Raw genomic sequence first — 17,802 nt, 5'->3', positions numbered from 1 at the left:
AGAGCATATAACGTGCTCTATCTATACCATAGCCTGACTTAGCTTTGCTTCAATTGCCTGTAAACATACTTTGATACTCAATGGCATTTGATTGCCATAGGTATACAGCGCAAATACGGGGTTACTGGCAAGCTGATACTCGGGAAATACAGGTATTAACTCACAGCTTTGCTCAGTCAGTTTAAACTCTGGCACCAGGCCGACCCCTGCACCACTTGTTACCAAAGCAAAGCTCGTATCAAATGAATTGACGATACAGCTGGCACGGGTTGCAAATTCCTTACGCTCCCCTTGCGCGTTCGTGAAGACATGTTCAATATCCTTCCCCTGCCAAAGGTTGGCAATATACCTTATTTTTTCAGGCTGATGGCCTTTTACCACACTAGGCAGCCCACACAGGACATCTTTAAATTCTCCAATTCTACGCTGCTTGGCATCACTGTCTTTGGAGTGACCCACTCGAATGGCCAGATCGAGATGCTGTTCGTGTAGGTCTAATTGCTGGTCGTCCGCAATCAGTTCAGGCTCAAGCTCTGGGTGCTCAACACATACAGCAGAAATTGCAGGCGCAACCAAGGTAGACATTAACGCGTTTGGTGCCGTTATTCTCACTTTGCCTTTCGCAATTTGATTAAATTGCTGCGCTTCATGCCACGCAAACTGAGCGGTTTGATTAAGTAACTTACATTGCTCATAGAATGCTTTTCCTGCGAAGGTCAGAGACTGCCTTCGGGTCGTACGCTTTAATAGAGCCACCCCCAAGTCCTGTTCCAAAGACTTTAAGTGTTGACTCACAACGGACTTAGAAAGGTCTAGCGATTGTGCTGCGGCGGTAATTGAACCACTCTCGACTATATGTGCAAACAAAGACATATGACGTAGTTTATTCATTTATTGTCTCTTTAAATTAAACAATGAGTTCTATTTACTCTGTTTTTATACGTTAATAAATTTTCTAAACTGTGACAAATTCAATTGAACGGACAAACAAAATGACTGAATCACAAGCACTCATGCGCTGTAAAGCTGGCATCGCTGCATGGCAAAACGCTTTTAACACTCAAGACGCCAAAGGTTGCGCTGATCAGTACTGCTCTGATGCTGTCATGCACGCCCGCCCTTTTGGCACATTCACTGGTCGTGAACAAATTGAGCAATTTTGGCAAGATATTATTTCACAAGGGTTTAGTAATGTTGACTATACCGATGTCGAATGGCAAGCATCACCACAAGGGGGCTACTTGTTAACTTCTAAGTGGACCATGAATAAAGCGTATGGTGTGGTGCATAAAGAGCACTGGATCGTTGAAGAAGATGGACAAGCGCGTTTGATATTTGACGAGTTTGAAGTACAGGGCGAAAAATAAGCGACTTGTACAAAGGGCCGGCGATGTTAAAAAACGGCGGCCCATATTACATTTTACTCAGCCTTGCTTGATGGCTGAATATAAGCCTGAGTGCCCCACAAAGGCACGGTGGAAAGGCTGTGTTTAAAACTGCCCGACGTTTCCTTTGTACTATACGATAGATACATCAAAGTCTGACTTTTTGGGTCATAGATTCGGCGCACTTTCATAGACTTTAAGAAGATACTTTTGGACTTTTTGAATACCACTTCACCCGACTTTGACTTGTCTATCTGTGCAATCATTTGCGCAGTTATCTCACCAGTTTGACGACACGAAATAGAGCTGTCGCTTGGATCAGATAAGCTTAGATCCGCCTCAACACTGGCAACATGACAAGTGACTCCCGTCACCACAGGATCTATCATTGAGTCTAATTTTATGTCTTTTAATGTAAATAAACCCAAAGAAACATCGCCGACTTCACTATCTGAGCAGCCAGCTAGCAGCAATAACGCTATTGCGCATAATGTTTGTTTTTTCATTTCAATCCCTCTTATAACATAACCGTTTAATCCTCATATTATTTAGATTAAAACATAAATTAGTGAACACTACTTTGCATTCTGGCATAAAGGAGAGAATAAAAGTGGCGTTTAGTCACTCAAGTTATTTGTTATTTAAGTATTTGACGGGCAGAATTAGGACAAGTTTTACAGTTAAGAATACGATCATGCTCCAGTTTTGTCCCTATGAATTAGTACCGGCCAGTTTCAATGCTTGGCGTCCAGTATACCTTGACGTCGCAAAGGCCGTGATTACACAACTGGCCGACCCTCGTTTTGAGTTTATCCATTTCGGCTCTTCTTCATTTAAAGTTGCTGGTAAAGGCATCATTGATATTTCTATTCTTTATCACACTGGGGCGCGTGAACAAGCGGTTGAGCATCTAGAGAGTTTTGGTTTTGTCGCACAACATAGCGACACTCCATTTCCTGACACGCGCCCGCGCAAAGACATTGGTGTGCTTTTTAAAGATGAAAAGTTTAATATTCACGCGCATGTCATTGAGCTCAATAGCGCAGAGCACCAAAAACAGCTCACCTACAAAACGCATATGCTGGCAAACCCACAAGACAGAGCAGCCTACGAAGCGCAAAAAAAAGCGGTACTAGCTGCTGGTAAGCATCACCAAGACGAGTATGGAAAAGCCAAATCTCCGTTTGTGAAAGACATACTGAGCCGAATATCACCGCAAACTTAAAGATGTTTTAGTGCGTCCGATGTCATTTAAACGCCACAACTAATGGCAGCCGAGCTCCTTATATCGAGCCCGATTTGGCTTTCTCAAACTGCAATTCACATAGTCTTTGATACAAGGGAGATTTTTCTAATAGCGACTCATGTGTCCCCGTGGCAACAATTTCTCCTTTATCCATCACCACAATCATATCTGCGTGCGTTACCGTAGCAAGACGGTGCGCAATGATCAGGGTCGTTCGGGTATGCATCAATTCATTCAAAGCGGCCTGAACGTGAAACTCGCTCTGTGCATCTAACGCGCTGGTTGCTTCATCTAACAGTAATACATCTGGGTCTTTCAATATTGCACGAGCAATGGCAATACGCTGTTTTTGGCCTCCTGATAGCCTTACACCTTGCTCCCCCAAAAAGCTCCCATACCCTTCGGGTAATTGCATTATAAAGTCATGAGCATGTGCTCTCTTAGCGGCTTCAATAACTTGTTCATCAGACGCATCCGGGTTACCGTAACGAATATTGTGCCAAACATCTGAACTAAACAGCACAGGTTGCTGTGGAACCATTCCCATGCTTTGTCGAAGATCGGTCAATGAGAGCGATTTAATGGCTTCTCCATTACGCTGGATTTCACCAACTTGCGGGTCATAAAACCGTTGCAACAGCTCAAACAACGTGGTTTTACCGGCACCTGATGGGCCAACCAGAGCGACAATTTTACCCTGTTCAATGTCCAAATTTACGGCTTTTAGCGCTGGTGAGTCCGGCCTTGAAGGGTAATTAAAACTCACATTGTTGAAAGCAATTGCGGTAGGTTCACCCTCTTTCATCTCGACGGGTATTGTCGCATCTTTGATTGCACTTTTTATTTGCAATATCTCTACAAGGCGGCTTGCCGCCCCTGCTGCACGCTGCAATTCACCGTAGACTTCAGCTATCGTTGCCACCGACATTGCCACCATGATGGCATAGAATACAAATGCCCCCAGTTCGCCGCCACTCATACGGCCTTCTAAGACATCCATACCACCAACCCATAACATGGCACTGATCGCGCTAAAGGTCAGAAGAATCACAGCTGCAATTAACAACGCTCGCTGTTTAATTCTTTGCTTGGCAACATCAAAGGCCTTTTCAACCTCACCACCAAACGCTCCTTTCTCCCTTTCTTCATGGGTGTAACTTTGCACAACTTTGATATGTTGAATCACCTCACCAGCATAAGTACTGATATCCGCAATGGCACTTTGGCTATTTTCAGCCAATTTACGCACCCGCCGACCAAATATCATGATGGGCACCAATATTACGGGCACACACGCAACGACTATCAACGTGAGTTTTAAATTAGTCACCATTAACATAACGAGGCCACCAATTAAAACTAACGAACTTCTGAGTGCCATGGAGAGGACGGATCCAACAATCGACTGCAATAGCGTCGTATCCGTGGTAAGACGAGACATGAGTTCACCGCTGCGGTTCTCTTCAAAATAACTGGGGTGTAAGTGAACAATTTGATTAAAAACCGCCTGCCGAATATCGGCACTGACACGCTCTCCTAACCAACTAATCAAATAGAATCGACTAAATGTACCAATCGCCACCAATGAAATCAGTATGATAAGACCACTTACGGCTTCGGTTAACTCTTCTTTTGAGCCTGCAATAAAGCCATTGTCGATAACAAACTTAACAGCTTGGCCAATGGATAAATTCAGACCGGCAGTGACAATTAAAGCTAATAGCGCCAATACACCAACCCACTTGTAGGGTTTAATAAATGACAAAATAGGTAGCAAGCTAGTATAAGCCCGCTTGGGCTGAGTTTGTTGTGCACACATTATATACCCCTTAACTTCAAAAACGTGCGGGCCGTCGTCAAGGAAATAATGGTATCGACAGCAGGATTACCCCCTAAGTTTGCCACAGCTCAGTCTGTAAAAAAACAACCATTCCAATTGGATCATCTGGAGAAAATACTGAAATAAAGCTTAAAATACACACAATTTGATTGTAGAATAAGTTATAACCAAAAAGAATATAAGCTAAATTAAACTACACTTAGTGCACAGGCCAACGCGAGTAGGAGTGAGACAAAATGAAAAACTGGGTAAAACAGAGCATCGCCAAAATAGAAGCGGATCAAAACCGTTCCGCTGATACACACCTATTTAAATTTCAAATTCCCCAGTTCAACGACATCTATTTGTACCTCAAAGACGAAAGCACTCACCCTACTGGCAGTTTAAAACACCGCCTGGCACGTTCGCTTTTTTTGTATGCCTTGTGCAATGGCAAAATAAAAGAAGGCACGCCTGTCATTGAGGCATCCTCTGGCAGTACTGCGGTATCGGAAGCGTATTTTGCACAAATGATAGGTGTGCCATTTGTCGCGGTAATGCCCGCCTCAACGGCGCAAAGCAAAATTGATCAAATTCAATTTTACGGCGGGCAGTGTCATTTTGTCGAATGCGCGACAGATATGCATGACGCAGCTGTCGAGTTGGCGGAAAAGCTCAATGGCTACTTTATGGACCAATTTATGTACGCTGAGCGAGCGACTGACTGGCGCGGTAATAACAATATTGCTGAAAGTATTTTTAATCAAATGAAGTATGAGCCTCACCCCGTGCCCGATCTCGTCGTGATGGGTGCTGGAACAGGGGGTACGTCAGCGACACTTGGCCGTTATATTTTATACAAGGGCTATGAGACAGAGCTGATGGTTGTTGACCCTGAATTTTCTGCATTTTACGAGGGCTATACACAAAAAAATGACGCTGTTTGTACCGGAAGATCGAGCCGCATCGAAGGTATTGGCCGTCCAAAAGTAGAGAAATCGTTTCAGCCTGATGTAATCGACCATATGATGCAAGTACCAGATGCAGCCAGTATTGCTGCGATGCTCTGGCTAGAAGAGTTTACCGGTCGAAAAGCCGGCCCTTCTACTGGAACAAACCTATGGGGCGCACTGTGTGCCGCTGAAAAAATGAAAAATGACAATCGAGGTGGGGCAATCGTGACGCTTATCTGCGACAGCGGTAATCGTTATCTGGATACTTATTACAATCCAGAGTGGGTTAAAGAGCAAATTGGGGATATTGCTCCCTACCAAGCCAAGTTAAATGAGTGGTTTAGCGCGTAACTCGTCACGAAAGTACTTCCAAGATTTCACACGCTTGTGTGATTTGCTTATCAGTATAGCGGCCAACATGATTGGCTGCTAAACACTCGATAAACTTCTTTTTGGTCAAGGTTCTAGCCTGCTCATCCCACAACTGAGATTGCGAGCCTGTCATCGTTTCAAGGTAGCTTTCCATAAGCACTTTCAATATCTTAACCTCTAAAAATGTCTGCTCAGAAGACTGCTTTTTCGAAAATTGACGTCCGTAGCTTTTCAGCATGAGGGGGATGATATGACGATATATAGGTTGATTTAAACTCGTTTGGCTATCTAGGCTTAAAAATGAAAGTACCTCACCTTGCTCTGCGTCTGTGTAAATAAGCGACCGAGTGTTTAGAATATCAATAAGGCAATCCTTTCCAAAGACAAGGGTATACACTCCTCTATGCCATTGATTTTCTGCGCGGATTTCCCAACGATTGGAAGTCAGTAGTTTGTCGATATCTACCAGTGCGACGCTTTCAAACACGGCGGTGAGCGGATCTGTGCGCCTTCTTCCTAAATGATAACGCACCGTAATAAACGGGTTGTCCAAAGAGTCTTTTAATACAGCCTGCAGCACCGCGACCTTACTCAGGCCCAACATGTTGGCTGAACAACAATGTACATCCAAAAGTTGTCCGTCAATCGTCCTCTGTGATTTAGAAAAGTAGCGCTTAAACCAATTTATCATTTAATTTTTCCACACATTGTCAGCAACCTGCCCTTGAATCTTGACTTCATTGCAACGGAATTCCATCGCTCCACCCGCACGCTTTTTCGCGGTATAATCACGCAGCAGATTCACTATCGTTGGTGTTAACTGCACAATGGCATAGATGTTGACTAAGGTCATCAGCCCCAGTGACATATCGGCTAAATTCCAAGCTTCTTTCAAACTGGCATTTGCTCCCCAAACGACCATGCATAAATATATCAGCGTATATCCACCCTTCCCCCATTTATTGTCTAAACGAAAAAAGTGCAAATTGCTCTCCGCATAAGCATAGTTGGCAACCACAGACGTAAATGCAAACAACGTAATAGCAGCTGCAATAAAGTCATCACCATACTCGCCAAAATGCTGAGACATCGCATATTGTGTTACGCCAATACCTGCAATTTCGCCTGTAGAACCGACTCCGGCAAGCAACACAACCAAAGCGGTGCAGCTGCACAGTACAATGGTATCTAAAAATACACCCAACATTTGAATGTAACCTTGTGCCACAGGGTGGTTCGGCTTTGGTGCAGCCCCAGCTGCGGCATGAGGCACACTCCCTGCTCCCGCCTCATTTGAGTACATGCCACGCTGAATGCCACTTTTTATCGCCGCGCCCAGTGCGCCTGCAGAGGCTTCGGTCAAGCCAAAAGCCGACATGACAATATCGAAAATCAGTGCGGGAATTTCCGTGATATGCATCGCAGCGATAATCACCGCCGTCGCAATAAATGCCAATCCCATCCAAGGGACCACCAACTCTGCAAATCTCGCGATACGTTTAAAGCCGCCAAGCACAATGACACCCGCAACAGCTGCTATGACCAGACCGCTGATATGGGTTGGTATTGAAAAGGTATTATTCAACGCTTCGGCAATAGTGTTTGCCTGCATCGCGCTAAAACTAGCGCCATAACCCAAAAATAAGCAAAGTGAAAACAACACAGCTAGCCATTTATTGTTGAGTCCAGAACGAATGTAATAGGCAGGCCCTCCTCGAAATTCCTGATGACTATCTCGCACCTTATATAGTTGGCCAAGGACACTCTCAGCAAATCCAGTTGCCATTCCAAGCAGTGCGATAACCCACATCCAAAATACCGCGCCGCTCCCACCCAACGAGATAGCCATCGCTACGCCCGCCAAATTACCGGTACCAACACGCGCACTTAACCCCGTACACAAAGCTTGAAACGAGCTAATCCCTTTAGGATCTGACTGGCCATCTTGCTTTAGTAATTTGAACATGTGCGTAAAGTCTCGCAACTGGATGAAGCGCAACTTCACGCTAAACCAAACGCCAGCAAACAATAAAACGTAAATAAGGAGCTGACCATTTCCCCACAAAAGATTGTTCATAGGCCCGACAATATACTCACTCATAATACCTACCTTGATCAGCGCATTGGTTGCTTAGATTTAATGCTTACCACAAGCACTTTGCATGCTTGACTTGAAGTAACTGATTGTTAACATACCAAACAGTGTAAACATTGTACAAATTAACCATTTAATCAATACAACCACACTCACTACACATTGTTGAGGTTTAATGGCACATCTAATCAACCGAGTCGATATTCCATGTTAAATCGTATTATTCAGCTCTTTCCGCTATGGGCTTTACTATTAAGCGCGATTGCATATACAGCGCCAGAGAGTTTCTCACAGTTTAAATCCGCAATTATTCCGTTGCTCAGCCTGATAATGTTAAGTATGGGCCTAACACTAACGCTGCGTGATTTCAGCCGTGTTGCCAAATCACTGAAAGCCGTCGCGCTTGGTGTGTCGCTGCAATATTTGATTATGCCGCTCGTTGCGATAGGGATTGTTTATGCTTTACAACTCGATACGACCCTCAGTATTGGCATGATCTTAGTGGGCTGTGTTGCAGGCGGCACAGCCAGCAACGTGATGTGCTTTTTAGCTAAAGGGGATGTCGCGCTCTCAATTTCTATGACCGCTGTCAGCACCTTATTAGGCGTGGTCTTAACTCCTTATTTAATTTCACTCTATGCCGGGCAACTCGTGGATATTCCTGTCATGGCGATGATGCTCAATCTGGTAAAAATTGTACTCGCACCAGTCATGCTAGGGCTCGCAATAAATATGCTTTTTGGAAAGGCAGTAAAAACGATTCAATCCGTATTACCGCTTATATCAATGCTTGCCATCATTTTTATCATTGCAGTCATTGTTGCATTAAATAAAGCCCAGATCAGTTCACTTGGCCCAGTTATTCTAATTGCAGTTATCCTACACAATAGTATTGGCCTCCTATCTGGTTATTGGGTCGCGCGTTGGTGTGGCTGCCCAGAGCGTATTTGTCGCACGATAGCTTTTGAAGTCGGACTGCAAAACTCAGGCCTCGCGGTCGCCCTTGCCATGAAGTTTTTTGCCCCAGGCGCAGCGTTAGCAGGCACTTTATTTTCAATTTGGCACAATATCAGTGGTTCTATTTTGGCAAGTTTTTGGTGCAGACGCCCAACACTTGATGAACCGCCACAAACGCAGGTGCAAAACAAACAGTTATCAAATTAACCAAAGTTGTCACTTGCGTGTTTCAAGTTTTAAGGACACATGAGTAGAGACTGCAAACCCCAGTGTGTTGCGGTCTTTTTTTTGTTCGCAGTAAATACGATATTGGCCATTTGCTTGAAAATTGAAAATCCCTTCTACACTGCCTGCAAATTTCGCATTGGCGCACTTAGCTTGAATTCGGTATACACCGGGCTGCATTTTCATGGTCGAAAATGTTGCACTGACATAGGGTAACCGCCCACTTAACTCTTCCCCCTGCTCATTCCAGATGTACTCTATTTCGGCTAGATAATCATTCGCATAGCGACGAGGTCCCTGCTCTAAAAGCACTTCAGCTAAACTGCTCTGGGCATGGTTTTCAGGGTTATACGTGAATGTAGTTGACTGACATCCACTCAGGAAGAATAGCGTCAAAATAACAGTAAGCACATACTTACGATACATGATAAATCCCTTCTAGTTAGTCAGTCGCTTTAAAAGTGGGCATGAAAGTTCAAAAGTCTTATTTTATAGCTCGCCGTAGCTTATCTTACGCTGCCATAAAATAAGGCTCTTGGCCTTGATGTTTCGCCTTTCTGCGAAAGCTGCCTTTGCCTTTTTTCGCTTTTTCTACCTTGCTCTTGAACAACGGGCTGGTCACCAATGCCTTAAGCGCATTGTCGTTTATCTCACCGCGCTGATGCGCATGGGGTGTTTTTTTACTCATCATGTTTCCATATTAAATTGATTTTTATGTGCAGCATTATTATTCATGCTCACTACTCACTGCGCAAGCACTATCATGTCGAAACCCATATACCAAGATAGAGGAACCCCAATTTATGAAAGAAATTATGTATATAGGCGTCATTTTTTCGAAGGTGCAGGCATTTTGTAACTTTTATGCCTAAAATGCTTTAAGTAAGTTGACTGACTTTAAGCGTAACTATGTCATCAGTCTCAATTCACAACGGTATTTCAATAAACTATCAAGATGAAGGTGACAAAAAGGCCCCTGCAATTATCTTGATTATGGGACTTGGTGCCCAAATGACCCTATGGCCCGACGAACTGTTTTACGGCTTAGCAGATGCTGGGTATAGAGTAATACGTTTCGACAATCGAGATGCCGGACTCTCCACGCAATTAGAGCACTATGGCAAACCCAGCTTGATAAAATCATGGCTCAGTACACGTTTACCTTTGCGTGCCAAAGCACCTTATACATTGGAGGAAATGGCAGAAGATACGCTCGCACTCATGAAAGCACTTAAAGTTAAGCGCGCGCATTTGGTTGGCGCATCAATGGGCGGCATGATTGCGCAACTTATTGCAGCTAAGCAGAAAAAAAAGGTGCTCAGTTTAACTTCTATTATGTCCACCTCTTCTGCATTAAAGCTCACTCACTCAAACTTAAAAGTATTTGTTCAGTTGGCAGGCATGAGGCCCAGCAAAACCAATCGCGACGCTGCCATCAACTACAATATTCGTCTTAATCAATTAATTGGCAGCCCCGGATACCCACAAGACGAACGCACACTTAAACGACAAGCAATAGAGACAGTTGATAGGGCATACAACCCGCACGGTTTTCAAAGACAGCTTGCCGCCATGGCTGCAAGTGGCAGTCGGCAAAATCTGATGGCAAAAGTTAAGGCACCAACGTTGGTGATCCACGGTGCGGCAGATCCCATCATTCCCAGTCAAGAAGGTGAAAAAACAGCTCAGCAGATCCGCAAGTCCAAACTCAAAATCGTACCGGGAATGGGCCATAACTTTCCACCCGAACTCACGCCTAAACTGATCAAATGGATCTCTAAACATGTACGAAAAAGTGAAGCAAAACGTGCCAAAAAATTAGCGCAAAAAGCACAAAAGCCAGATTGGGGGAAAGAACCATTGCAATAATATGTGCAGTGACTATTGATAGGCACCAATGACCACGTCAAAGCGAGAGAAAAAAGCCCACCTATCAACCGATGAGCTCCAGTGCTTGGGAGCTTAGACTTTAACGTAACCGACTGTACTGTAACTGAATAGAATAAATTAAATTGAAAAGTAAGCCCTAAAATAGACTGTTCAATTAACCACCATATTGCATCCCGCACTATTCTCAAATAGAGAATGAATATTATACTTATGATAGTGTATCATTCGAGTTGGTTTATTTTTATCGTACTCACCAGATATTAAAAGGTAGGAATTATCATGCTCAGAGTCACCTTAGAGCAATGGAGGATGTTTAAAGCGGTTGTTGACTTTGGGGGGTTCAATCAAGCTTCTCAGCAAATCCATAAAAGCCAGTCCAGTATTCATAATTCGGTTAATAAAATTGAAACCGCATTGGGCGTGAAACTGTTTCGCATCGAAGGGCGAAAAACAGTATTGACGGAAGCGGGTGAGATGATGCTGCGTAGAGTGGAGTACCTGCTGGACGAAGCGTCCAAAGTAGAAACCATTGGCACCAATCTGGCTGAAGGGGTAGAAACAAAGCTGCGCATTGCCATTGACGAGATATTTCCCTCACACATGCTGTATCAAGTACTTGATAAGGTGTCCAGTGAGTTTCCTTTTTTACGTATTGAATTAGTTGAATCCGTGCTAAACGGTGCAAATGAGCAACTTGAAAATGCGCTCGTAGACATCGCAGTTTCCGCTTTTACATTAGAAGGCCTATTCAGCGAAGAGTTATGCCAGATCGATTTTGTTGCCGTCGCCAGTCCTGAGCATCCACTGCATCAAGCCAAGCGACAACTTACCCTAGAAGATCTCAAGTCGCACCGACAAATTGTTGTACGAGACTCCGCCGTTGCCAAAAGCCATGATTCAGGGTGGTTGCAAGCATCCCAACGCTGGACAGTTAGCCATATGCGTACATCTATAGACATGATAAAAGAGGGTTTCGGCTTTGCTTGGCTACCTGTCCCACTGATAGAGCAAGCGCTAAAAAAAGGTGAACTTATTCCGTTAGATTTGCAATCTGGACGCACCCGTAAAGCTCAATTGCATCTTACCTTTGTTGATGGTGACAGCTTAGGCCCTGCGGCGCGGGCATTTCTAGGTGAGCTCAGGTACCAGAGTATGAAGATGCCGACATCAAACTTAGCATTGCCAGATAAAGGTTAAATACACATAAGGCTTTTACGTCTACACTAAACCACGGTGCGTAACACGTTAATCAAAGGAAGTAATGGCTCATGACAGAGAAAGCACTCGCAAAACGATTATATCAATCTCACCAATGGCGTATCCTCAACGAGCCTATTGCACAAAATACAGGCAAAGCACTTGCACTGGATGCTGATTTATTAAAACAAATCGCCAAAGGCGCATTACCTGCAACAATTCGCTTGTGGGAATGCCCGCAATCACTCATTGTAAGCCGCAAAGAAGCGAAGCTTCCTCATTTTGAACAAGCATGCCAAACATTGTCTCAGCTTGATTGGCCTGTTGCAGTGAGAGATAGCGGTGGCACTGCTGTCCCCCACGGCCCGGGGATTTTAAACTTCTCTTTGATATTTGCACAAACCAAAGCTCACACACTCGATGTGGATGAAATTTACATCGCATTATGTGAACCTATTCGCAGCGCACTAAATAGCTTAGGTATCCAGAGTGAATATGGTGAAACTCCCGGAGCTTATTGTGATGGACGTTTCAATTTAAATATTGAATCACTCAAGGTCACAGGGACTGCTCAACGCATTACGCTGTCGCCTTCAAATAGCCATGGGTTGCACAGAGGCGTTCTCGCACAAGCTATGATTATGGTGGAAGCCGATCCACAGCACACAACCGCCATTGTTAATCAGTTTTATAAGCTCTCAGGCGCTGATAATCTCTATGATCCCGCCGCGTCAACGAGCGTCGATAGACACCTATCTGGTTCTTACACAGCAGGAAGATTAACCGAAGTTTTACGGCGAGAGCTATTACTCAGTATTGAAGACTTCAAAAAGGCTTAGTTCAATACATAGTCAGAGAGCGCTGTACAAAAAGGCATTGAGAAACCACGAACAAACATGTTAATTTTTAACTTCACAGCAACAATGCTGATGTCTGATTGATAGTTGTACGGATATCAATGTGAATAACTCATTTTTGATAAAACAAGGAAAATATCATGAAGTTGAAATTAAAAGCGAAAGCACTAAAAACACTCAGCGCGGATCAAAAACGCCTCCCTAGCCAGTTAACGAAACACATTGCAGCAGGTAAATACCCTGTCACTATCTCAACCTGTGGCACGGATGCGTGCAAATGGTTAACCTGCTAGTCTCGGACCAAAGCAAATATCAAAAGCCTGTTTTGTGATTATAAATAGGCTTTTATCCACACCGCATTTCACGTCTATTTCACACCCTAGCTCCAATACTTAAATAAAAAGGAGCACTTGTGATGACTATAAAACACGCTTTATTTACCTGCCTACTTGTCACTTTCTCAACATGGGCTTTTGCCAATACACATCAACAATTTGTGGAAAAAGCAATTGTTAAATTTCAGGCCTCTGAACGCGGCAAGTGGGCTTTCACTTATCATCATAATGAAATAGAGGAAGGAGAAAAAACCGATATTTATGCGCAGTATTTTCCACAAAACCCACGTGGAGAGCGATGGCAGTTGCTTAAACTCAATGGGGCGAGCCCGACCCAAAAACAAGTGAAAGACTTTGCCTCCAAGCGCGAAAATGAAGGCTACAGTATCAAACTTACGGAGCTTATCAACCCACAGTCACTCTCTATAGAAAAAGAAACAGCCCAAACCATCACATTCTCTTACCCTGTCCAGCTTGCGGATCTGGGCAAAGATGCGATCGGAAAATTAATGGGAACGGTCAAAATCAATAAATCTTCTGCCAGTATTGAAGAAGTCAATATCATTAACACGGACGAGTTTAGTCCCGTAGCCCTAGCGGACATTAGTCATTTTAAATTAAACATGCAATTTCAGACAATTAACGACAGCGTTTTGCCTAAAAGCAGCTACATGGAAATGAGTGGGACTTTCTCTTTTTTTATTGATATTGAAGAAACCTCAAAGACGGTTTTTTCTGATTATCAGTTTTTGGGGGCTAAACAATTATAAAAATAGCGCGGGGCAATTTTATCAACACTTGCCCCATTTCTCACCTTTGACCTTCTTTCATACTGGTTTTGTCAATAAAAGTGTCATGCTGCAGTGCTAGCTTAATCACAGCTTGAATCATAAATAACTAACCCGTGTTGGACAGATTAATATAGTGTCGATTATGCAAAGCGTCATAGATATTCAATGGTGGCAATTGGCGGTTTTTAGCCTCACACTGCTCATTCCTTTTTATATTAACTTTCATTATCAATTAGGCTTTGCCAAAGATGCTTTGGTGGGTTTAGGGCGAATGACTTTACAGTTAATCATGATAGGGTTGTATTTAGAGTTTTTATTCCAATTAAACAACCTCTGGGTCAATCTAAGCTGGCTGGTCATCATGGTAGCGGTGGGCACTTCCGCGATTGTTAGTAAAACCAACCTTCCCCTTAAAACACTTTTTACGCCAGTTGCAATGAGCCTTGCCGCTGGGCTATTTCCACTGTTGGCGATACTCGCGACGGCAGTCATTAAGCCAGACCCATATTACCATGCGCAGTACGCTATCCCGCTAGCAGGTATGCTGCTTGGTAACAGTCTCACGAGTAACATTGTCTGTCTACAGAGCTTTTTTTCTTCCCTTAAGGAACGTTGGCCAGAATATCAAGCCGCCCTATCTTTAGGGGCCTCACCCATAGAAGCAACGCGCCCTTTCGTTCAAAACGCGCTACAGCATGCTTTAGCGCCCATGTTAGCAACTATGGCGACCACTGGCTTGGTCACAATTCCCGGTATGATGACAGGCCAGATATTAGGGGGAGCCTCCCCTATGGTTGCCATTAAATATCAATTGATGATCATGATTGCTATTTTTGTGATGATGAGTATTGCGACGACACTTTGCTTATATTTAGTGATTAGACGAACACTTAGCAGTGAAGGAAGGCCACAGGTTGCTGTGGCCTAAATAGACTCAGTGGAGCATGAAATGCCCTCACTAGCGTGATTTATTGCTGATTTTTATATTTTTCGAACCACGCAATAATATTACCAACCTTTTGAATAAGGTTACTTGGTTTTGCCGCAATACCGTGACCTGCTTTAGGAATGCGTACCATCGCGGTATCAATATTACGTAGCTGCAATGCTTGGTAGTACTGCTCTGTTTCACTCATCGGGGTTCGATAATCTAATTCACCCGTTAGCAGCATCGTCGGCGTTTTTACATTACCGACGAGAGAGAGCGGCGAGCGTTTCCATAAGTGCTCTGTTTTTTCCCAAGGCATACCTGGCATCCAGTATTTCGCATAATAATTATATGCATCTGCTGTCAGCACAAAACTGATCCAGTTAATCACGGGTTTTGCGACTACCGCAGCTTTAAACCTATCTGTATTACCGATAATCCAGGCGGTTAATACCCCGCCACCTGAACCACCAGTTACGAACAAATTGTGATTATCAATGAATTTTTTGGCCACCATACCATCAACAACGTCCATTAAATCATTGTAATCTTTCGAGGGATAATCATGATGAATTAAGTTGGCAAACTCCTCTCCATATGAGGTGCTTCCTCTGGGGTTAGACCACACAACCACATACCCTTTTGCAGCCATTAACTGTACTTCAGTGCTGAAATTAGGACCATATGCCGTGTGCGGGCCACCGTGGATTTCTAAGATCATAGGGTATTTTTTGCTGCTATCGAAATTGGGGGGCAATGCATACCAAGCCTCAATATCGCGTCCATCCACAGAAGATTTGACCGTCAACGCCTTCACCTCAGCACTCTGTTTATGGCCGAGAAAATCTTCGTTGAGTTCAGTTAACATAGATACGTTACGGCGTTTGTCTACCAAAGCCAAATCAGCCGGTCGTTGAGTATTCGCCGCTGTTACAACGAGGCGGCCATTACCTGCAACAGCAAAGTCTCCAGAGGTATATGGTCGACCTAAGGATTGTCCACCTAATGCGGCTATTTTTTCCGTAATTTTGCCTTTTAAAGTAACATGCCCGACGTACTGCTGGCCGTGGTCGTCGTAGCTAAAGTATAAACCTCGACCCTTTTTATCCCATTGGTGAGACTGGATAGGACGATCTAAAGCGCCAGTTAAGTTCACAACGTCTTCGCCATTTAGGCTCATCATATATATATCGACATTTTGACTTGAACGTTTTTTATCTTTAAACCCAAGGTAGGCAACCTTGTTTCTTTGGTAATTGATTTTAGGCCCGTACTCAGGTCCAACCTCATTGGTTATTTGTGTAATATTTTGAGTCGCCACATCTAGGCGGTAAATATCAGACTCTCTGGGTCTATCTTGCCAATCTTTGTGTCGATCAGCACTAAAGTAAATAGACTTGCTGTCTTCACTCCACGTTAACTGTGAGCGGTGATGAAAGTCACCCGTTGTTAACTGCCGTGGCGTGCCACCTTCTGATGGCACAATATAAATATGTTCATAGCCATGCTTAATGAAGCCGCCACCGTCTCTGCGATAAAGCTTGGTATCAATATAGGTCGCCTCACCCGCCCATGTTGCACCTTCTGGCTTCTTTGGCATTTCTGTAAAAATACCACTGTGCGCTTTGGGCTTAAACATAGTAAACACTATCCATTTACCATCCGGTGACCAGCTTAGGTTGTTCACACTGTGCGTAACATTCGTAATTCGAGCAGTATTACCACTCTCTAACCAACGAACATAAAGTTGATTGTCACCTTCAGCATTGGTCAAATAAGCCACACGCGTGCCATCTGGTGAATAACGCGCACTGCGATATTGCTTATTACCAGATAATAATGGGCTGTGTGTTTTATTCTTTAAATCTAGTTCCCACAAGTTAGCGCGAACACTGTCAGACATAATGTCCATTGCGCGACGCTCATATAGTACTTTATACCCGCTTGGGTGAACCTCTGGGGAAGCAGCATATTCGATGTTAAAAACATCTTCGTATTGCCAAATATCACTCGGTAAATTTGGACTACTGTTAGCCATAAATGACGTAGCTGCAAGTACATTTGCCACACAAACAGCTGCGTGTAAGTTTTTGTATTTTCTCATATCCATACTCGTGGGGATTGTAATAGTCAACGCAGTTAATGCCCTAAACGCGTCACCTTGAGTACACGACCGTGTACCACAATTTGCTCAATTGAGCATAACGATGCCTCAATACACCGTACAAATAAAAGCTTATTGCGACCAACTACCTGAAATATCGTAATTTATAATGTGTCAGCTCACTCTAGCCTCCCAAATATAGGGCGAGCTTTTGCGTTCATCCAAAGAATAAAAATTGCTTGTGAAATAATTTTTTAATAAAAAACAAATAGATATATCAATTTCGTGTATACACCTATGAATAAAATGCAATGCCAACTTGTATTATGGGTAATGTCTTACTTTGCAATTGACAGCGCTATCACATTCTGCAAACTTAAACGTGGGTAAAAAACGACCAAAAAGGAATTCAAAGTGAAATTAAAGTTAAATAAGAAAGACATTAAACAGCTTAGTAGTAAACAATTAAATCAAGAAGCTACAAACGAAATCGGAGGTGGAGCAATCGCTTCAAAAGACTACTGGTGTCAATCAGGGCAGATGCCTTGTTGGACAAATGGTCCTTGTATTACCACTCCGCATAGAGGGTGTAGACAATAGACTTATCATACTTCTCAATGCCGGTATCGGCGGTACGGCATTAATTTT

General features: G+C 43.6%; 18 protein-coding genes. 10 read left to right on the top strand and 8 right to left on the bottom strand.

The features are described 5' to 3' along the window. Nucleotides 1-21: 21 nt before the first annotated feature. Nucleotides 22-891 carry a LysR family transcriptional regulator gene (locus A7985_RS13950; RefSeq protein WP_065791084.1) on the bottom strand — a complete coding sequence of 290 codons (870 nt, stop codon included), beginning with the start codon at nt 889-891 and terminating at the stop codon, nt 22-24. A gap of 101 nt (nt 892-992) precedes the next feature. On the opposite strand from A7985_RS13950, the gene A7985_RS13945 reads away from it, so the two are divergent. Next, nucleotides 993-1,367, top strand: a complete 375-nt coding sequence (locus A7985_RS13945; RefSeq protein ID WP_065791083.1) for a YybH family protein — start codon at nt 993-995, stop codon at nt 1,365-1,367. A 53-nt stretch (nt 1,368-1,420) separates the two neighbouring features. On the opposite strand, the gene A7985_RS13940 is transcribed toward A7985_RS13945, so the two are convergent. Continuing rightward, the gene (locus A7985_RS13940) at nt 1,421-1,891 is read right to left on the bottom strand and encodes a CreA family protein (protein WP_065791081.1); all 471 of its coding nucleotides are present in this window, start codon (nt 1,889-1,891) and stop codon (nt 1,421-1,423) included. Between the two features lie 188 nt (nt 1,892-2,079). On the opposite strand from A7985_RS13940, the gene A7985_RS13935 reads away from it, so the two are divergent. After that, on the top strand, nt 2,080-2,610 hold the full coding sequence (locus tag A7985_RS13935) for a GrpB family protein (protein ID WP_065791080.1): 531 nt from the start codon (nt 2,080-2,082) through the stop codon (nt 2,608-2,610). A 58-nt stretch (nt 2,611-2,668) separates the two neighbouring features. Here A7985_RS13935 and A7985_RS13930 read toward each other — a convergent pair whose 3' ends face one another. Then, nucleotides 2,669-4,450 carry an ABC transporter transmembrane domain-containing protein gene (locus tag A7985_RS13930; RefSeq protein WP_065791078.1) on the bottom strand — a complete coding sequence of 594 codons (1,782 nt, stop codon included), beginning with the start codon at nt 4,448-4,450 and terminating at the stop codon, nt 2,669-2,671. Between the two features lie 257 nt (nt 4,451-4,707). On the opposite strand from A7985_RS13930, the gene A7985_RS13925 reads away from it, so the two are divergent. After that, nucleotides 4,708-5,754, top strand: a complete 1,047-nt coding sequence (locus A7985_RS13925; protein WP_065791077.1) for a PLP-dependent cysteine synthase family protein — start codon at nt 4,708-4,710, stop codon at nt 5,752-5,754. 4 nt (nt 5,755-5,758) lie between these two features. On the opposite strand, the gene A7985_RS13920 is transcribed toward A7985_RS13925, so the two are convergent. Together A7985_RS13920 and A7985_RS13915 are read right to left on the bottom strand one after the other, a co-directional pair. Beyond that, nucleotides 5,759-6,466, bottom strand: coding sequence for a hypothetical protein (locus tag A7985_RS13920; protein WP_065791075.1), 708 nt, complete (start codon nt 6,464-6,466; stop codon nt 5,759-5,761). Continuing rightward, the gene (locus A7985_RS13915; RefSeq protein ID WP_065791074.1) at nt 6,467-7,876 is read right to left on the bottom strand and encodes an alanine/glycine:cation symporter family protein; all 1,410 of its coding nucleotides are present in this window, start codon (nt 7,874-7,876) and stop codon (nt 6,467-6,469) included. It lies immediately after the preceding gene. Nucleotides 7,877-8,077: 201 nt separating this feature from the next. Here A7985_RS13915 and A7985_RS13910 point away from each other — a divergent pair, with 201 nt between their 5' ends. Next, complete coding sequence (locus tag A7985_RS13910) at nt 8,078-9,034, top strand: bile acid:sodium symporter family protein (RefSeq protein ID WP_065791072.1); 957 nt, start codon at nt 8,078-8,080, stop codon at nt 9,032-9,034. Between the two features lie 9 nt (nt 9,035-9,043). Here A7985_RS13910 and A7985_RS13905 read toward each other — a convergent pair whose 3' ends face one another. Both A7985_RS13905 and A7985_RS25805 read right to left on the bottom strand, forming a co-directional pair. Then, complete coding sequence (locus tag A7985_RS13905; protein WP_065791071.1) at nt 9,044-9,478, bottom strand: hypothetical protein; 435 nt, start codon at nt 9,476-9,478, stop codon at nt 9,044-9,046. Between the two features lie 85 nt (nt 9,479-9,563). After that, nucleotides 9,564-9,740 (bottom strand): alternative ribosome-rescue factor A, encoded by a 177-nt coding sequence (locus A7985_RS25805; protein ID WP_081310576.1) that lies wholly within the window; start codon nt 9,738-9,740, stop codon nt 9,564-9,566. A gap of 221 nt (nt 9,741-9,961) precedes the next feature. Between A7985_RS25805 and A7985_RS13900 the strand changes: the two genes are divergently transcribed. From A7985_RS13900 to A7985_RS13880, 6 genes are all read left to right on the top strand, one after another. Continuing rightward, a complete protein-coding gene (locus A7985_RS13900) occupies nt 9,962-10,921 on the top strand; it encodes an alpha/beta fold hydrolase (RefSeq protein ID WP_065791069.1) in 960 nt (319 codons plus the stop codon). A gap of 300 nt (nt 10,922-11,221) precedes the next feature. Next, nucleotides 11,222-12,139, top strand: coding sequence for a LysR family transcriptional regulator (locus A7985_RS13895; RefSeq protein WP_065791068.1), 918 nt, complete (start codon nt 11,222-11,224; stop codon nt 12,137-12,139). Between the two features lie 71 nt (nt 12,140-12,210). Then, on the top strand, nt 12,211-12,978 hold the full coding sequence (locus A7985_RS13890; protein ID WP_065791066.1) for a lipoate--protein ligase family protein: 768 nt from the start codon (nt 12,211-12,213) through the stop codon (nt 12,976-12,978). Between the two features lie 158 nt (nt 12,979-13,136). After that, a complete protein-coding gene (locus A7985_RS26520; RefSeq protein WP_176716748.1) occupies nt 13,137-13,289 on the top strand; it encodes a hypothetical protein in 153 nt (50 codons plus the stop codon). Between the two features lie 122 nt (nt 13,290-13,411). Further along, the gene (locus A7985_RS13885; RefSeq protein ID WP_065791064.1) at nt 13,412-14,101 is read left to right on the top strand and encodes a hypothetical protein; all 690 of its coding nucleotides are present in this window, start codon (nt 13,412-13,414) and stop codon (nt 14,099-14,101) included. Nucleotides 14,102-14,264: 163 nt separating this feature from the next. Next, complete coding sequence (locus A7985_RS13880) at nt 14,265-15,050, top strand: ABC transporter permease (RefSeq protein ID WP_065791062.1); 786 nt, start codon at nt 14,265-14,267, stop codon at nt 15,048-15,050. Between the two features lie 40 nt (nt 15,051-15,090). Here the strand turns inward: A7985_RS13880 and A7985_RS13875 are convergent, their stop codons facing one another. Next, nucleotides 15,091-17,154, bottom strand: a complete 2,064-nt coding sequence (locus A7985_RS13875; RefSeq protein ID WP_256096767.1) for a S9 family peptidase — start codon at nt 17,152-17,154, stop codon at nt 15,091-15,093. Nucleotides 17,155-17,802: the final 648 nt, after the last annotated feature.

The sequence above is a fragment of the Pseudoalteromonas luteoviolacea genome, from assembly GCF_001696455.1.
GTDB lineage: Bacteria > Pseudomonadota > Gammaproteobacteria > Enterobacterales > Alteromonadaceae > Pseudoalteromonas > Pseudoalteromonas luteoviolacea_C.
Note: the sequence above shows the minus strand (reverse complement) of the source record. Positions and strands in the feature narration are given on the sequence as shown.

Excerpts from the sequence above, each read along its gene's own strand:
- A7985_RS13950 (WP_065791084.1), bottom strand. The coding sequence starts at position 891 with ATGAATAAACTACGTCATATGTCTTTGTTTGCACATATAGTCGAGAGT.
- A7985_RS13945 (WP_065791083.1), top strand. The coding sequence starts at position 993 with ATGACTGAATCACAAGCACTCATGCGCTGTAAAGCTGGCATCGCTGCA.
- A7985_RS13940 (WP_065791081.1), bottom strand. The coding sequence starts at position 1,891 with ATGAAAAAACAAACATTATGCGCAATAGCGTTATTGCTGCTAGCTGGC.
- A7985_RS13935 (WP_065791080.1), top strand. The coding sequence starts at position 2,080 with ATGCTCCAGTTTTGTCCCTATGAATTAGTACCGGCCAGTTTCAATGCT.
- A7985_RS13930 (WP_065791078.1), bottom strand. The coding sequence starts at position 4,450 with ATGTGTGCACAACAAACTCAGCCCAAGCGGGCTTATACTAGCTTGCTA.
- A7985_RS13925 (WP_065791077.1), top strand. The coding sequence starts at position 4,708 with ATGAAAAACTGGGTAAAACAGAGCATCGCCAAAATAGAAGCGGATCAA.
- A7985_RS13920 (WP_065791075.1), bottom strand. The coding sequence starts at position 6,466 with ATGATAAATTGGTTTAAGCGCTACTTTTCTAAATCACAGAGGACGATT.
- A7985_RS13915 (WP_065791074.1), bottom strand. The coding sequence starts at position 7,876 with ATGAGTGAGTATATTGTCGGGCCTATGAACAATCTTTTGTGGGGAAAT.
- A7985_RS13910 (WP_065791072.1), top strand. The coding sequence starts at position 8,078 with ATGTTAAATCGTATTATTCAGCTCTTTCCGCTATGGGCTTTACTATTA.
- A7985_RS13905 (WP_065791071.1), bottom strand. The coding sequence starts at position 9,478 with ATGTATCGTAAGTATGTGCTTACTGTTATTTTGACGCTATTCTTCCTG.
- A7985_RS25805 (WP_081310576.1), bottom strand. The coding sequence starts at position 9,740 with ATGAGTAAAAAAACACCCCATGCGCATCAGCGCGGTGAGATAAACGAC.
- A7985_RS13900 (WP_065791069.1), top strand. The coding sequence starts at position 9,962 with ATGTCATCAGTCTCAATTCACAACGGTATTTCAATAAACTATCAAGAT.
- A7985_RS13895 (WP_065791068.1), top strand. The coding sequence starts at position 11,222 with ATGCTCAGAGTCACCTTAGAGCAATGGAGGATGTTTAAAGCGGTTGTT.
- A7985_RS13890 (WP_065791066.1), top strand. The coding sequence starts at position 12,211 with ATGACAGAGAAAGCACTCGCAAAACGATTATATCAATCTCACCAATGG.
- A7985_RS26520 (WP_176716748.1), top strand. The coding sequence starts at position 13,137 with ATGAAGTTGAAATTAAAAGCGAAAGCACTAAAAACACTCAGCGCGGAT.
- A7985_RS13885 (WP_065791064.1), top strand. The coding sequence starts at position 13,412 with ATGACTATAAAACACGCTTTATTTACCTGCCTACTTGTCACTTTCTCA.
- A7985_RS13880 (WP_065791062.1), top strand. The coding sequence starts at position 14,265 with ATGCAAAGCGTCATAGATATTCAATGGTGGCAATTGGCGGTTTTTAGC.
- A7985_RS13875 (WP_256096767.1), bottom strand. The coding sequence starts at position 17,154 with ATGAGAAAATACAAAAACTTACACGCAGCTGTTTGTGTGGCAAATGTA.